At 59.8% G+C, this 15858-nt stretch carries 12 protein-coding genes and 1 tRNA gene; 7 read left to right on the forward strand and 6 right to left on the reverse strand.

Features of this window, described 5'->3' with window-relative positions; translation table 11 throughout:
* Nucleotides 1-44: 44 nt before the first annotated feature.
* Genes CLV74_RS07400 through CLV74_RS07410 form a run of 4 tightly spaced genes read left to right on the forward strand, consistent with a single transcriptional unit; the run spans nucleotide 45 to nucleotide 4829 of the window.
* Complete coding sequence (locus CLV74_RS07400; RefSeq protein ID WP_106263601.1) at nucleotides 45-1283, forward strand: formate dehydrogenase subunit gamma; 1239 nt, start codon at nucleotides 45-47, stop codon at nucleotides 1281-1283.
* 18 nt (nucleotides 1284-1301) lie between these two features.
* Nucleotides 1302-1427, forward strand: a complete 126-nt coding sequence (locus tag CLV74_RS23365; RefSeq protein WP_281260647.1) for a hypothetical protein — start codon at nucleotides 1302-1304, stop codon at nucleotides 1425-1427.
* A gap of 41 nt (nucleotides 1428-1468) precedes the next feature.
* A complete protein-coding gene (locus CLV74_RS07405) occupies nucleotides 1469-2830 on the forward strand; it encodes a sigma-54-dependent transcriptional regulator (RefSeq protein WP_245888485.1) in 1362 nt (453 codons plus the stop codon).
* The gene (locus CLV74_RS07410) at nucleotides 2823-4829 is read left to right on the forward strand and encodes a sensor histidine kinase (RefSeq protein ID WP_106263603.1); all 2007 of its coding nucleotides are present in this window, start codon (nucleotides 2823-2825) and stop codon (nucleotides 4827-4829) included. Before CLV74_RS07405 ends, CLV74_RS07410 begins: the two co-directional genes overlap by 8 nt.
* On the opposite strand, the gene CLV74_RS07415 is transcribed toward CLV74_RS07410, so the two are convergent.
* From CLV74_RS07415 to CLV74_RS07430, 5 genes are all read right to left on the reverse strand, one after another.
* Nucleotides 4807-7098, reverse strand: coding sequence for a histidine kinase N-terminal 7TM domain-containing protein (locus CLV74_RS07415; RefSeq protein WP_106263604.1), 2292 nt, complete (start codon nucleotides 7096-7098; stop codon nucleotides 4807-4809). The two genes, CLV74_RS07410 and CLV74_RS07415, sit on opposite strands and share 23 nt — an antisense overlap.
* A gap of 158 nt (nucleotides 7099-7256) precedes the next feature.
* Nucleotides 7257-8513, reverse strand: coding sequence for an OpgC family protein (locus CLV74_RS07420; RefSeq protein ID WP_170108001.1), 1257 nt, complete (start codon nucleotides 8511-8513; stop codon nucleotides 7257-7259).
* Nucleotides 8500-10296: a glucans biosynthesis glucosyltransferase MdoH gene (gene mdoH, locus CLV74_RS07425; RefSeq protein ID WP_106263606.1), complete on the reverse strand. Its 1797-nt coding sequence runs from the start codon at nucleotides 10294-10296 to the stop codon at nucleotides 8500-8502. The genes CLV74_RS07420 and mdoH overlap by 14 nt, the downstream gene beginning before the upstream one ends.
* A 9-nt stretch (nucleotides 10297-10305) precedes the next feature.
* Nucleotides 10306-10452, reverse strand: a complete 147-nt coding sequence (locus CLV74_RS22765) for a hypothetical protein (protein WP_170108002.1) — start codon at nucleotides 10450-10452, stop codon at nucleotides 10306-10308.
* A gap of 26 nt (nucleotides 10453-10478) precedes the next feature.
* Complete coding sequence (locus CLV74_RS07430) at nucleotides 10479-12044, reverse strand: OpgD/OpgG family glucan biosynthesis protein (RefSeq protein ID WP_106263607.1); 1566 nt, start codon at nucleotides 12042-12044, stop codon at nucleotides 10479-10481.
* Between the two features lie 710 nt (nucleotides 12045-12754).
* On the opposite strand from CLV74_RS07430, the gene CLV74_RS07435 reads away from it, so the two are divergent.
* Nucleotides 12755-13372: a glutathione S-transferase family protein gene (locus tag CLV74_RS07435; RefSeq protein WP_106263608.1), complete on the forward strand. Its 618-nt coding sequence runs from the start codon at nucleotides 12755-12757 to the stop codon at nucleotides 13370-13372.
* A 61-nt stretch (nucleotides 13373-13433) separates the two neighbouring features.
* Here CLV74_RS07435 and CLV74_RS07440 read toward each other — a convergent pair.
* Nucleotides 13434-13507 (reverse strand) — tRNA-Cys (locus CLV74_RS07440).
* A gap of 143 nt (nucleotides 13508-13650) precedes the next feature.
* On the opposite strand from CLV74_RS07440, the gene CLV74_RS07445 reads away from it, so the two are divergent.
* Together CLV74_RS07445 and CLV74_RS07450 are read left to right on the forward strand one after the other, a co-directional pair.
* Nucleotides 13651-14301 carry a protein-L-isoaspartate O-methyltransferase family protein gene (locus CLV74_RS07445; protein ID WP_106263609.1) on the forward strand — a complete coding sequence of 217 codons (651 nt, stop codon included), beginning with the start codon at nucleotides 13651-13653 and terminating at the stop codon, nucleotides 14299-14301.
* 59 nt (nucleotides 14302-14360) lie between these two features.
* Entirely contained in the window at nucleotides 14361-15800 is a 1440-nt protein-coding gene (locus CLV74_RS07450; protein ID WP_106263610.1) for a TolC family outer membrane protein, read from the forward strand.
* Nucleotides 15801-15858: the final 58 nt, after the last annotated feature.

Genomic DNA, 15858 nt, shown 5'->3' on the forward strand with positions numbered 1-15858 from the left:
GCCACGGTCGCGGGTATCCCTTCTGAAATCGGGGGCATTCAGAAATGACGCGGCTGACCGTCAAACTTCTCGGCATGATTTTAGCGCTGGTTCTGTCCATCGGGGCGGGGCAGGGCGCATGGGCGCAAGAGGCGCCCGCAGTGGACCGCACGTCCACAGGCGGGGCGCAGACCCTTGAGGATATCCTTCGCCGTCAGGACGGGCTGAAGGTGGATGATAGCTTCCGCAGCGACAACATCGGCGATCCGGCGAATGTGGCGGGTGAGAACGGCTCGCTCGGGACACTGGGCGGTGTATCGGATTCCGAACTCTGGCGGGCTTACCGCTATGGTGAGTTGGACCAATTGGGGGATCTGCGCGTTTCGGCCAAAGGACCCGATGGTACGGGCGATGTCACGCAAGTGGTCATTCAGGACACGGGCATGGCGTGGCTAGAGTTTCGCAAAGGGCCGATGAAGGACTATGGTGGCTATCTGCTGCTGGGGACCATCGGCGTGCTGCTGCTGTTTTTTCTGTTCCGTGGCCGAATCCGCATCGATGGCGAGAAATCAGGCCGGACAATTGAACGCTTCCCCTCGATCGAGCGTTTTGCTCATTGGCTTCTGGCGGGTAGCTTCATGCTGCTGGCTGTGACGGGGCTGGTCCAGCTGTTCGGACGTTTCTTCCTGATCCCGTTGATCGGGCATGAGGCTTTTGCCCCCGCAGCCATCGCTGGAAAATGGGTGCATAACAACGTTTCGTGGGCGTTCATGCTGGGGCTGGTGATGGTGATCGTCTTCTGGATCGCGCACAACATCCCCAACAAGCACGATCTCAAGTGGTTCGCCGTGGCAGGGGGCCTGTTCAGCAAGAACGTCCACCCGCCTGCAAAAAAGTTCAACGCGGGTCAGAAAGTGATCTTCTGGGGCGTTGTGGTGCTGGGGATTTCGATCTCGGTCTCGGGACTGTCGCTGCTGTTCCCGTTCGAACTGCCGATGTTCGCCGCAACCTTTGCCCATCTGAACGATCTGGGTCTGCCGCAAATGCTGGGCTTTGGCGAGTTGCCCACCTCGCTTCAACCGCACACCGAAATGCAGCTGGCACAGGCGTGGCACACGATCATCGCCTTTGTCTTTATGGCGATGATCATTGGCCATATCTACATCGGGACCGTTGGCATGGAAGGCGCCTTCGATGCGATTGGTAGCGGGCAGGTGGATGAGCAATGGGCCAAAGAGCACCACGGTCTGTGGTACGAAGAGGTCACCGGCAAACCCGCCCATGATCATCATCCGGCTGAATAAAGAAAGGACAGTGATCAGATGAAAACAATGTTTCTGGCCTTTCTGGCAATTGTCGTAATCGCAATCGGCGCCGATCAGGCACTGCATAGCGCGGGGTTCTCGATTGAAGAGGTTACATCCGCGCCGTCGGTTCGGTTAGACTAGACCGAACCGCCCGCTTAGGGGTGAAAGCAAACGCGATGACTATGGCTGACTCAAATGCGCAGCAGGGCCCCGCCAGCGGGGCCTCTCAGCATCATATCGACCGGGCGATCCGGCATGTCTCGATCCTTGTGGTCGATGACGAACCGGGGATGCGAAATTACCTGACGCGGACCCTTGAGCCGCGCTGTAAAAAGGTGATGGCTGCCGCCAGCGCCGAAGAGGCCAGCCAGCTGCTGGATGCCCACCACTTTGATCTGGTTCTGCTGGACAATGTGATGCCCGGCCAATCCGGTCTGGACTGGCTAGAGGAACAGCGCCGCGTGGGCCTTTTCGCCGAGGCGATCCTGATGACCGCCTATGCGGATCTGGAAACGGCGATCCATGCGATGCGGGTGGGGGCCTCGGACTTTGTACTTAAGCCCTTCCGGTCCAACCAGATCCTGAACGCGGTGAACCGCTGCATGGTGCAAAAGTACCTGCGGCGCGAGAATTTCTTGCTGAAGTACGAATTGCAGGCAGACAGTCTGGCGGCCCGCGGGCGTTTGATCGGCACCTCGCCGGGGATCGAAAGCGTTCGCAAGACGCTGGAACGGGTTGCGCCCATGCCGACCCCTGTGATGTTCACCGGCGCCAGCGGCACCGGTAAAGAGATCGCGGCCCGCACATTGCACGCCATGTCGGACCGCGCCAATGCGCCTTTTGTGCCGATCAACTGCGCCAGCGTTTCACCTGCGCGACTGTCGAAGGATTTGTTCGGGGATGCCTCGCAGGACGGGCTGTTGGTTCATGCCTCGGGTGGCACGCTGTTTCTGGATGAGGTGGCCGAACTGCCCCTGCCCATGCAGGCTGAACTGCTGCGCGTGATCGAGGATGGCCGTCTTCGCCCCGAAGGGTCAGAGCGTGAGATGCCCCTGAACCTGCGCTTTGTCTTTGCCACCAACGCCGATCTTGGCGCTGCTATGTCGGCGGGCACCTTCCGGCAGGACCTTTATCACCGGATCAATGTGGTCAATATTCACATGCCCCGCTTGCGCGACCGTGTGGGGGATATTCCTGAATTGGCAGAATTGTTCATGGGTAAATTCTCGCGCCAGTTGGGGGTCGAGCCTTTGGCCCTGACCGAGCAGGTCCTTCTGAGCCTTGCCCGCTATGACTGGACCGGCAACGTGCGTGAATTGAAGAACCTGATCGAACGGTCCCTGATCCTTGGAGAGTTCCCGCCGGAATTTGCGGGCCTGCCTGATGGTGAGGATAATGAGCCGGTGGAAAGCCTGCACGCGGTGGAACGGCGGCACATTCTGACGGTGCTGGAGGCGTGTGGCGGCAACCGTGCCGAGGCGGCCCGCCGTCTGGGTGTCAGCCGCAAGACCATCGACCGCAAGTGCAGCATGTGGAATGTCTGAGGCACCGCGTACTCCGGTCAATCCGCGCAACACGGTTCGCCTGCGCCTGCTGATCATCGCGCTTTTGCCGATCCTGATCCTGTTGCCGCTGTTTCTGGCGACCACGGTGACCAACTGGAAAGAGCAGCTGAATCAGGTACTGACCGCCAAAGTCAGCAATGAACTGACCGTCGCTCGCCAACACCTGAACGGGCTGACCGAGCGGCGCAGTGCGGCAATTTCAGCGCTGGCGCGCTCGGCCGAGTTTCGCAAGTTGATGAACGATACCGCCGTGCTGTCCAACTATCTGGAAGGGCAGCGCATCCGGTTGGGGTTCGACTTTCTGTACTACGTGACGCCATACGGGAATGTGGTTCAGGGGGGCTCGTACATGGCGCTACCCGATCAGCGGAATTGGCCGGTGGTGAATGCGGCGCTGAACGGGCAAATGCGGGCGGCGATCGATGTAATGAACCAACGTGATATGCTGGCGCTGTCGCCTGCGATGGCGTCCCGTGCGGCGGTGGAACTGATCCCGACCCAAGGGGCTGCGCCCTCAACCCGCACCGAAGAGACCCGAGGCATGGTGGTTCACGCGGCAGCGCCTGCGCCCGGTGGGGCCGTGGTGGGCGGGCTGCTGTTGAACCGCAACCTTGGTTTCATCGATGAGATCAACGATCTGGTCTACCCCGAGGGCAGCCTGACCGGCGGCGGCCTTGGCACGGCGACCCTGTTTCTGGATGACGTGCGGGTCAGCACCAACGTGCGCCTCTTTGAGGGGGTGCGCGCCATCGGCACCCGCGTGTCGGAAGAGGTGCGCGACAAAGTGCTGGATGGTGGCAGCGTCTGGACCGCCCGCGCCTTTGTGGTGAACGACTGGTACATCTCGGCCTATGAGCCGATCACGGACAGTTTTGGTCGGCGCATCGGGATGCTCTATGTAGGGTTTCTGGAAGAGCCTTTCCGCAAGGCCGAACAGCGCACCCATATGATCATCTGGGCCAGCTTTCTGGTGGTGATTCTTGTCTCTGTGCCGGTTCTGCTGCGCTTTGCGCGGGGTATTTTCAAACCGCTGGAACGGATGAACCGTACCATTGCCCGCGTGGAAAGCGGCAATCTGGGCGCGCGGTCGGGGATCGGCGGTCGGGACGATGAAATCTCGCGTCTTGCGGCCCATCTGGACAGCTTGCTGGACCAGATTCAGGAACGGGACCAGCGTCTGCGCACCCTGAACGAAGAACTGGAGAAACGCGTCGATGCCCGCACCCAAGACCTGCAAGAGGCGAACCGCCAGCTAGAGATCACCTCGCGCCAGTTGATCCTGTCGGAAAAGCTGGCCGCCGTGGGGGAACTGACTGCAGGTGTCGCTCATGAGATCAACAATCCGTTGGCGGTCATTCAGGGAAATCTGGATGTGATCTCTGACGAACTTGGCCCGAACGCCAAGCCCTTCGCGACCGAGTTCAGCCTGATCCAAGAGCAGATACAGGCGATCAGCCTTTTGGTGACCAAGCTGCTGAAATTCACGCGGCCGGAAGAATTCGATGCCCCCGAACACGGGCTTGTGCCGGATGCGGTGGTCCGTGCGACCTTGCCGCTGGTCCAACATGTGATGGCCCGCGCGGGCGTTGAGGTTGTGTTGGACCTACAGGCGGGCGGCGAGGTCGCGATGAACGAGACCGAGTTGCAGCAGGTGGTGGTGAACCTCATGGTGAACGCCGCGCAGGCGATGCCGGATGGCGGCCATCTGTATCTGCGCAGCTACATGGATGAAGGATGGGCGCGCCCCCTGGTGGTGCTTGAGGTGCGCGATACCGGCAAGGGCATGTCGGGCGATGTGCAAAAGCAAATCTTTGAGCCCTTCTTCACCACCAAGAAAAGCGAAGGGACCGGGCTGGGGCTATCGATCACCCGTGATCTGGTGCGCCGTGTTGGTGGCAGTATTCATGTAGAAAGCGTTGAAGGGCAGGGCACGATCTTTACCCTGCGCCTGCCTGTTATGGATGAGGTAGCACCGTAAGGCGGCGCTGATAGTAGGCGGCCAGCGTGTCCGAGATGCAGTTCTGTACATCGGCCCCCTTGAAGGGTTTGCCCACATGTCCGTCAAAGCCTGCGGCTTTGTACTGGGTGATTTGCTTCTCCAGAACATTGGCCGAGATCGCAATGACCGGTGGGCGCGGACGGCCTGTCTTGCCAGACATGGTGTTGATGGCTTGCAGAGCTTGCACGCCGTCCATCTCAGGCATGTTGATGTCCAGCAGGACAACGTCCCAGCGCTGTTCGGGGAACCGCTCGACAGCCTCACGGCCATTTGCGACCAGCACCGTTTCTGCACCTGCGCGTTTCAAGAGGCTACCCAGAACCAGACGGTTGGTGGCGTTGTCATCGGCGGCCAGAATGCGCAGACCCTTGATTGAGCTGTTTGAGGGCTTCAGCGCAGGCGGGGCGGGGCTGTGAACCGTCTTGTTGCGGCAGGCCCGTTCGGCACTGGCACGAAAGGTGTCGTCGCTGATGTGAGTCTGCTCGCACTCTTCTAGGGGCAGCAAGAGGGTGATGCGGGTGCCGATGCCTTTGCGGCTGCTGACATCAATTCGGCCTGCCATCATGTCGATCAGGCGGCGCACAATGGCCATCCCCAGACCGGTGCCGCCATAGCGGCGGGTGATCGCCCCATCGGCCTGCTCGAAATCCTCGAACATACGCTCGGTCTGTTCGCGGCTCATGCCGATGCCGGTGTCCGAAACCTCGATCTGCATCGCCTTGCCCGAGATGTTGCTGAGCGACACGTTGATCGAGCCCTCTTCGGTAAACTTGGTCGCATTGCTGAGCAGGTTGTTCAGCACCTGCATGATCCGCATGGGATCGCCGATCCGCATCGGGCCGGCTTCTTGAGGAATGCGGACATGCAGGGAGACGTTCTTCGCCTCGGCCGCAATCTGATGCAGGGTGCAGGCACGGCGGACGATTTCCGCGGGCGAGAAGGGCTCTGGCTGGATCTCCATCTTGCCTGCCTCGATCTTGGACAGGTCCAGAATGTCGTTCAGGATGTTCAACAGAACGTCACCGGACGAACGGATCACCTCCACCATCTTGCGATGCTCGCGCGAGGTCAGTTCATGGGACAGGACCTCGGCCATCCCCAGCACACCGTTTAGGGGTGTGCGGATTTCGTGGCTCATGTTGGCAAGGAACTGGGATTTGAGGCGGTTGACCTCTTCGGCCCGCTCCAGCGCCCGTTCAAAGGCGGTGTTGGCCTCTTTCAAAGGTGTGACATCGTGTAGGATGACGGCGTTGCCAAGAGGGGCGTCATCGTTGGCGATAGGCTTGTCGATCCGGATGGCGGTGATCTGGAAATAGCGGTCAGCGATCTTGAAATGGCTGCCGGGTTCGTGGCGCCCTTGAATGGCTTCGCGCAGTTCCGGCCATTCGCGCAGGTTGGTAATGCCCTGTCGTCCGGCCGCCCGCGCCAGTTCATGAAAAGCGCTGTTGCTGACCGAGATATTGCACTGGGTGTCGACCACTAGCTTGGGCCGTTCCGAGTTGTGAAAGACGTAGTGCTTGGCCACCGTGGTCACATCGAACACGCGGTTCGACACGATCATCAGCGCCAGAATGATCATCACGGCGGCAAAGAGGAACGGTGTCGGGTCAAATCCGAGGAACGTCACGCCAAAGGCCACATAGGCGATGTTTCCCGCCGATGGCAGCAATGTGATCAGCACAAGGGCCGTGAAAAAGCCCCGATAGGCCTCATGGCATTTTGCCCATCCCATCAGGGCAATCACAAAGCCGGCGGTCATGAAGGCATAGAGATATGCTGAGGCCACGTAAAACAGCGGGCCGTGGTGGTATTCCACAAGGGTCGTCTCGCCGACTTTGAACTCATGGCTTTCGGCCAGATAAAAGTGGTGATGGAATTCGTTAGTGACCGCCATTGCCATGATGATCGCGGGCGCAACCAGCAAAGCCAGAAGGCGCAAAAGCCCGATGGGCGCGTTGCGTGACCGCGAGTAGTCGTAAAGGAAAAACGCCCATGTGGTCGGAAGCAGGGCAATGAAGAAGTAGGCGGTCTCGGCCCAAGTCATTTTGCACATCGGGTCGGAGGTCAGCAGTTCCAGCAACACCAGCGCCAGCCAGCCTTCGATCGCAACGAAGCCGATGATGAAATAGAGCCGCCCGAAAAAGTTTTTCCGGATTACGGTTAGTGCAACGATGAAGACGCCAAGAGCGACCAGAAAGGCCAGACTACTTTGCGGGCCGATCGGGTCAAAGGCGAAGCAATTGATCATGTGTGAACCCGCTCCGAAACAAAACCGTCCTGCGCTTTGGGGCGTCAGGACGGGATCGTTTTCGCAGAAATTCACGGAAAAATTGAGGTGGACATCCGGCCTGCGGGGTCTGCAATTCGATAACCTTACACACCAAGGTATGGGGTGGGGGCAGTCGATTAGAGGCCTTGGCTTCGTTTGGGCAGGTCCGGATTTGCCGGATTCGCTGCGGGATCGGCCTCGGTCACGACAATGCTGTGCACCCGCTTTTTGGACGATGCTTCGGCCAGATAGGCGATGGTGATCATCATCGCGATTCCTGCGGCGGGCAGCAGCCACGGCAGGGCAGGGTGATCAACGCCTGCCATCAGCACTTGGAACGCCAGCGACAGCAGGGTGCCACCCGAAAACACCAGCAGACCCTGACGGCCCATCATGCGGAACGGGCCGGCAATAGCGCTGCCAGCGGCGCGGGTGACGCCTTCGAAATAGGACAGCACATAGACCAGGGCCATCACGTGCAGCAGGCGGGGCAGGGCCACGAAGGTCTTGTCATGCGAGATAATGTGGAACGGCACGCCGTTGCGGCCCAGATAGGCCAGCCCATTGTTCAAAAGGGACGCAAGGGGCGGGATCTTCATCCATAGCAGCACAAACACCAGATAGCCTGCGGTTAGATAGAGCAGGGGTTTGGACTTGGGCACCAAGCGTTCGCCTTGACGCATTTTCACGCCGATCAGCAGGCCTACGGTAAAGATCAACTGCCAAGCGAACGGGTTGAAGAACCAACCGCCTGGATTGGGGAAGTTCGGAAAGTTCAGCCGGAAGACGCCAGCCACGAACCACACCGCGACCGAGGCCAGCATGACCAGCGCGGGGCGGCGCAGGGCACCATAGATCATCAGAGGGCCGACCAGCAGCAGGGTCGTATAGGCGGGCAGGATGTTCACATAGCCAAGTTGGTGACCAAGCATTGGAATGCCTGCAAGTGCTTCGCCTGTGTTCAGGAAAACCTGCTTGAGGTTAATCTGGGTCAGCAGTTGGGGCAGGCCGAAGTAGCTTGCGCCAAGGGCAAAGATCGCGATCGCCCAAGCGGTCAGGAACAATTGCACTAGATAAAGCGTCCACGCCCGCGCCCACATGGGGCGCACACCGGCCCAGAGGCCGCCGGAGGCAACAGACTTGTTCGTCAGGCGCGAGGAATAGGCCAGACCGGCAGCGGTTCCGGAAAGGACGAAAAAGCCCTCGGCCGCGTCAGAGAAACCGAAGTTGCGGTTGGTGAACCCTTCGAACGGGTTGCCGGGCACGTGGTTGATAAAGATCATCACCAGCGCCAGACCGCGCAGCGCATCCAGACGGGGATCACGGACGGACTTTGTCTGTACACTTCCGCCAGTGTTGGGAAAGGGCACCAGCTTGGGATCAGGCTGCGGCATGTTTTGCGGTCTCGTCAGAGCCCTGCGGCTGAGCGCCGGTCTGGGCGGGTTGGGACAGCCAGCGATCCAGTACGCGCGCATAGGCAGCGGCGACGGGGGCGGGCTCGGCCTCTTCGGGGATGGTAAAGACGCTGTGGGTCAGGGGCCAAGAGCTGAAGGTGATCAGCAAGGGCGCTAGCAGCATCGGAACGCACACAGGCAGCAGCCACATCACCAGATCGGGGGCCACATAGAGCACCAGCGATAGGGTCGCGCCGCCAGTCGCCATGATCCAAGCGCTAGCAGCAAAGCCTTGCGCCAGTGTCAGACGGCCATCACCCCGTTGGTTCGCGGGCCAGCCTCCATCGCGGCCCGACAGCACCTGTAGCACCGCGCGGGTCTGGTACATCAGCATGATCGGTGCCAGCAGCGAGGACAGCAAGATCTCGGTCAGAACCGAAAAGAAGGCCCGTTTCACACCACCAAAACCCTGTGCGCGGCCAACATATGCGGCCTCGGCCAGAATGGCGAATTTCGGGAAGATCAGCAGGCCAACGATGCCAAGCGCCAGCGCGGTAATCTCTTTGGTCCGGTCGTCGGGGAAGACGGGGAACAGCTGGTAGGGCTCGGGGAAGTAGTTGGGCAGAGGGGCCATCACGGTCGCCACAAAAGAGGTGACCAGAAAGGCCGCCCAAACCAGCGAGACCAGATAAGAGAAGATGCCCTGCACAAAGACAAAGCGGCTCCAGCCGGGCATGCCGGGGGCCATGAGCAGGCGGCTGTGTTGCAGGTTGCCCTGACACCAGCGGCGGTCACGGCGGGCGTAGGCCAGAATATTCTCGGGGCCTTCTTCAAAGCTGCCGTCGATGGTCTCATCTACTTCGACCTTCCAGCCAGCGCGGGCCAGCAGGGCAGCCTCGACGTAGTCATGGCTCAGGATATGGCCGCCAAAAGGGGGCGGGCCGGACAGTTCGGGCAGGCCGCAGCTTTCGGTGAAGGCGCGGACGCGGACAATTGCGTTGTGCCCCCAGAACGGACCGGTCGAGCCCTGCATGCGGGCAAGGCCGCGGCTGAAGACGGGGCTGTGAAAGCTGGCGGCAAATTGCATCGCTCGTCCAAAGAAGGACTGGCCCTGAATGATGCGGGGCAGGGTTTGCAGCAGGCCGATGTCTTTGTCAGCCTCCATCCGCGCGATCATGGTGCGGATGGTGCTGCCTTCCATCAGACTGTCGGCGTCCAGAATGACGGCGAACTCATAGGCGCCGCCAGAGGTGCGGAAGAACTCTTCGATGTTGCCAGCCTTGCGGCCACGGTTGTCCGAACGGCGGCGGTAAAAGATGCGGCCCTTGCCGTTGGTCTCTTTCAGAAGACGCAGGTAAGTGGCGCGTTCTAGCGCGGCGTTCTCTTCGTTGCGCGTATCAGAGAGGATCGCGATGTCCGCTGTCACACCCGCTGCACGGATCGAGGCATCCATCGCCGCAATGCGGGCGAAGGTCGTGACCGGATCTTCGTTACAGATCGGGACCAAGACGACAGTCGGGCTATGGGGTGTTGGCAGGGCGGGCCGTTTGGGGGCCGAAAGGCGCGGTGTCAGACCCAACAAGGCCTGCGCCGCGCCCCAAGACAACCATGCGGTCGTGATCAGGATCAGTGCCGCACGGACGATGTCCCAGAAATCCACCCCGTCCTGAATGGTCGCATCCACCATAAGCCCGGATGCACCGAAAGCCGCAGCAAGAGCGAAAGAAATACACAGGATACGAAGAGCATAAGTGCCAATCGAGGCACGGGGCAGGGTTTTCATGGTCTAGGGTCAGGCCCACTCACGGGGCATCAGGAAACGCAGGAAGGCGGGCAGCTCGCGCACGCGCGGGGCTGCCTCGAGAATCTGCATAGGCATGTCCATCGGAGCCACAGGGGGCGCCCAGGTGGCTTCGGTTCGGGGGTCAAAATCAGTCATTGCCTGAGTTCCGAGAGAATCCAACATTACTCGACCATCCATTGATACAACCATGTCTCGGTCAGTACGCGATCGTACCCTTCGACATTTGCCTTCAGCTCGATCACCGAGCCCGTTTCGCCCTTCACCTCGATCACAAGGCGCCACATGTCGGTGCCGCTGATCTTGCTAAGGACAGTTTCCGCGATCTCGCCACGGGTGGCGGTGACCATTGCTTCAACGTCTGCATCGTCGGGAAGTTCCGACAGCAGGCCGCCGCGGAAGTCGATCACGAATTTCTGACGGCCATTGGTGCCTTCGACGCCCGAAACGCCGCCAGCGCCCAGACGGGTGCGCAGGATGCGGGCACGGTCGGTGCTGCCGTCGCCTTCGGGCGTCATGCCCCAGCGCAGGCGGTAGGACAGTTCGATCGCATCACCGGCGGTGGCGCTTTTCTCGGGGATCCAGAAGGCAACGATGTTGTCGTTGGTTTCCAGATCCGACGGGATTTCCACAAGGCGCACGGTGCCTTTGCCCCAATCGCCAATGGGCTCTACGACCAGCGAGGGACGCTTTTCGTAGTGGGCTTGCGCGTCCAGATAGTGGTCAAAATCGCGGTTGCGCTGAACCAGACCAAAGGATTTGGGGTTCTCGGCACCGAAATAGCTGCTGGCCAGACGGGGCGGGTTGTTCAGCGGACGATAGAAGGTCTCGCCGCCGCGGGTGTTCATCACCAGCGCTTCGCTGTCATGCACAGCCGAGCGGTAGTCATGGAATTCGCCCATGTCGTTGCCCGCAAAGAGGTACATTGATGTCAACGGCGCGATGCCAAGCTGCTCGACGTCGTCGCGCAGGAACAGGCGTGTGGTGACCTCGACAATGGTTTCCTTGCCGGGAGTGATAATGAAACGGTACGCGCCGGTGACCGATTTGCTTTCCAGAGCCGCGTAAACGGTGGCGCTGGCGGCACCGGGGGCGGGACGCTCCAGCCAGAAGGCGGAGAAGCGCGGGAATTCTTCGGCGCGGCTTTGACCGGTGTTCACCGCAAGGCCACGGGCCGACAGGCCATAGCCGTTGCCCTGACCCAGCGCGCGGAAGTAGCTGGCACCAAGGAAGACGATCAGCTCGTCAAAGATATCGGCACGGTTCAACTGGTTGCCCAGACGGAAGCCCGCAACGCCGGGCATTTCCGCGTTGGCAGGCACTTTGTCCGCCAGTCCACCGGAATATTCGAAGTCCGTGGTCGAGAACGCCATGGGACGGGATTCGCCGTTCACCACTTCGTTTACGTGCACAGGTTGTTTGAACAGCCACCCAAGATGGAAGGCCTGCACACGGAAGGCGCTGTCGTCCTGCCAACGGGACCGACCGGGTTTGAAGCGGATGCGGTTATAGTCGTCGTAGTGCAGGTCGGTCAGAAAGCCCTCGATTGTTTCGGGCGCGGGTTCGGGCTGCTGTGCAGCCACGCGCATATCTTCGGTGAGCTTTTCAAAACTAAAGGGCGTACCGACGGGTTCTTCGGCGGCTGCCGGATGGTTGGATAGCAATGCGGATACGGCCACAGAAGCGCCAAGCGCGGCCAGGAAATGGCGACGGTCAAGGCGGGTATTCATGCTGGGAACCGCAAGGGCTGTCTTAGAATTTTGCAAGTGCTACTCCGGTAAATCACAGGCGATGTGACATCGTTAATCTTTGCGTCATCCTCGCTGCAGGCAAGCCCCGTGTCTCACGCTGCACGGCAGAAACCGCTCCCTTGCGCGCGAAGATGAATTTAGTGGCAGATAGCAGCGGTTTCCGGATTGGAAAAGAGCGATATTCGGGAAAAAGGTCGCTGTAACATCCTTATTATGCAGGTGAAATGAGGGATTCGGCCCAAGGAGCGCATGGAAGTTTAAGGAAAGTGTGTGCTTGCCTAACAAGTAAACGTTTTCGTGGGGGCAAACGTGCTGCACTGCAGTAACCATCATGTGATTTGTGGGTTACAAGTGGCGGGAATTCGCTGTGCACGATTAGCCTATTTGGGCAGCTTTTCGCTTTAGCTGTGCGTTCTGGACCCCCGAGGCCATAGGGAACCCGAGCCTTTGCGAGTGCCTGTTTGCTGGATTGCGGGATTCGATTCGTGCTGTCGTCGGGGTGAAATGGACCTTTCAACTGGAGTGATCAGTTGGTTGTTGCAATTAATCCATCTCAAAAGTGCAAAATTGCAGGGGTGACATGTAGATTTAGAAACAATCGCGACAGGCGATTTCAAGGGCAAGTCGGGGTTGTTGACAGAGCACACCGAGCAGACGCAGGCTTTGCCCATCTTTCTAGGAGAACTGATTTGAGCCAACTGACTCTTTATGGGCATCCCGATTCCGGTCACGCCTGCAAGGTCGCCTTGGGGTTGCGACTGGCGAAGTTGCCCCATGATACTGTTTATGTGGATATCTGGGCCGCGCCGGAAACCCGTCCCGCCGACTTTCTGGCCGCCAGCCCGCTGGCCGAAGTGCCGCTGCTGATGATCGACGGTGTACCTCATGTACAGTCGGGTGCCATCCTGCTTGCGATTGCCTCCAAGTATAAGGTGCTGGGTGGTCAGAGCGAAGCCGGACTGACCCGTATGCGCGAATTGCTGATGTGGGAGGCCAACCGGATCGGCATGTGTTTGCCTCAGTTAAAAGAGGCCAAACGCGTCAACGGAGAAGGGTTCGCCGACGGGGCGATCGAATGGCTGACCCGCCGGTTTGAGGTGGACAGCCGGAACTTTGCCCGCTGGCTGGGGGATGCGCCATTTTTTCATGGTGAAGAGCCGGGCGTCGGGGATTGCGCGATCTGGGGCTATACCCAATGGGTGAAAGAGGCGGGGATGACCCCGACCGATACCATGAGCGCATGGCTGGAGCGGATGCGCGCATTGCCCGTGGACACCGATCCCAAAATGCTATTCCCGCAAGGCTGAAACAACACAACAGCGCCGCCGGTTCGCGGTGGCGCTGACATCATCGATTTCGGGTAAAAGGTGGAGGCGAGTACCGGAATCGAACCGGTGTACACGGATTTGCAATCCGCTGCGTCACCACTCCGCCAACTCGCCGCCGTGGTGTGGTTCGCGCTGATTAGCCTATCGTGTGTGGGGCTGCAAGACCTCTTCTGACAGCAAAGTGCCAAGGAAGCGTTGCCGCGCCTTTTCTTCTGTGGCAAGACACTACCAACCCCACTGAACGAAAGAGTTTAGTCATGACTGATTTCGCCGCGCGCCGCACTATGATGGTGGACACTCAGGTCCGCCCCTCCGATGTCACCAAGTTCAACGTCATCGAGGCGTTGCTGGCGATCCCTCGCGAAGTCTACCTGCCCGAGTCGATGCAAGAAGTCGCTTATGTCGGCGAAAACATCGAGCTATCTGGTGGTCGCGTGGTGCTGGAAGCCCGTACTCTGGGCAAAATGCTGGATGCGCTGGATATCCAGCCCAATGAAATGGTTCTGGATCTGGGCTGTGCCTATGGCTACTCGGCCGCGGTGATTGCCCATCTGTGCGAAGCGGTGATCGCTGTTGAAAGCGCGGAATTTGCGAATGAAGCAGAGGCGAACCTGTCGCAGAACGGCGTCGACAACGTCGCCGTGATCGAAGGCGAACTGACCGCCGGTGCTGCAAAACACGGCCCCTATGATGTAATTGTGATCGAGGGCGCGGTTGAAGAAGTGCCTGCTGCTCTGTTGGATCAACTGAAAGAGGGCGGTCGAATCGGCTGCCTCTTCCAGGAAGATGCGCTGGGTGTCGTGCGCATCGGCTACAAAATCGATGGGCGCGTGAATTGGCGCTATTCGTTCAATGCCGGTGCATCCGTGCTGCCCGGCTTCAAGAAAGAAGCCAGCTTCGCGCTCTGATTGGGCGTTCTGCTTGGTGGGTGAGAAAGCGGCCCCCATGCAGGGGCTCAGGAGAGACGATGGCTGGATTATCGAATATTTTTAAGAGTTCTGTCGCAGCACTGGCCTTTAGTGCTGTGACTGCCACCGGCGCATTTGCAGATACGCTGGGGGATGCTTTGGCAAAAGCGTATCTGAACAGCGGCCTTCTGGCGCAGAACCGTGCGCTGCTTCATGCGGCCAACGAAGATGTAGCCTCGGCGGTTGCTTCCTTGCGTCCCATCCTTTCCTACAGTGCATCGATTGATCAGCAGGACACCTATGTGGTTGCCGGTCGTCCTTCCAGCCTTGTGGACACCTCGGTCAGCCAGACCACTGCGACCATCGCGTTGACCGGCTCGCTGACGATCTACAACTTCGGTTCGGGCCGTATGGGCGTTGAAGCGGCCAAGGAGAGCGTCCTTGCCACCCGCGAGGCCCTGCGCGGCATCGAACAAACCGTTCTGCTGAACGCGGTCAGCGCCTATATGCAGGTGCAGGCGACTGCGCAGATCGTGAATCTTCAGGAAAACAACCTACGTGTTCTGACCGAAGAACTGCGCGCCGCGCGCGAGCGTTTCGAAGTGGGCGAAATCACCCGCACTGACGTGGCTCTGGCCGAGGCGCAGGTTGCCTCGTCGCGCAGCGATCTGGTTGCGGCACAGGGCGACCTGACCGACGCGCAGGCGTTCTACATCGCTGTCACCGGCGAGCTGTCGAACAGCATCAACCAGCCGGGCAAAGTTCCTTCGGTCACCAGCAACCTCGCCGAGGCGCTGGAAGTGGCGATGCGTAAGCACCCCGATATTATCGAGGCGCAGCACAACGTTGCGGCCTCTGAACTGAACATCAAGATCGCCGAAGCTACGATGAAGCCCTCGGTTGATCTGACCGCTTCGGCGTCCAAGTCGCGCTATCTGGCAGAAAACAACCCGTCCTATGACGAGGGTCGCGATGTGACCACCGGCTCTTTGGGGATTGAAGTCAGTGGCCCGATCTATCGCGGTGGGGCGCTGGCCTCGACCGTGCGTCGGGCACAGGCCAACCGTGATGCCAGCCGTGCCAGTCTGCACGTGGCGCAGCTGACTGTCGAACAGTCGGTTCGCACCTCCTTTGCGGCTCTGCGCGAAGCCCGCGCTGCATCTGAAGCGGCGGACGAGTTGATCCGTGCAAACACCGTGGCCTTCCAAGGCGTGCGCGAAGAGGCCTCGCTTGGGGCGCGGACCACGCTGGATGTGCTGGACGCCGAGCAGGATCTGCTAGATGCCCGCGCGGTGAAAATCTCGGCCAATGCGCAGGAATATATTCAGGCTTACGCGCTGCTGTCGGCGATGGGCCTGCTGGATGCGGATTACCTGAACCTGAACGTGCCCCGCTACGATGTAGAGGGACAGTATAACCTGGTGAAAAACGCACCTCCGGCGATCAGCATCCAAGGCGATAAGCTGCAGCGGATTCTGGGTGCGACGGGAAAGAAGTAAGGTTATACTTCCGTAACTGTTGAGTGGACTGCGACCAACCGCTAGGCTGGTCGCAGTT

This window comes from Donghicola tyrosinivorans (assembly GCF_003003355.1).
GTDB classification, from domain to species: domain Bacteria; phylum Pseudomonadota; class Alphaproteobacteria; order Rhodobacterales; family Rhodobacteraceae; genus Donghicola; species Donghicola tyrosinivorans.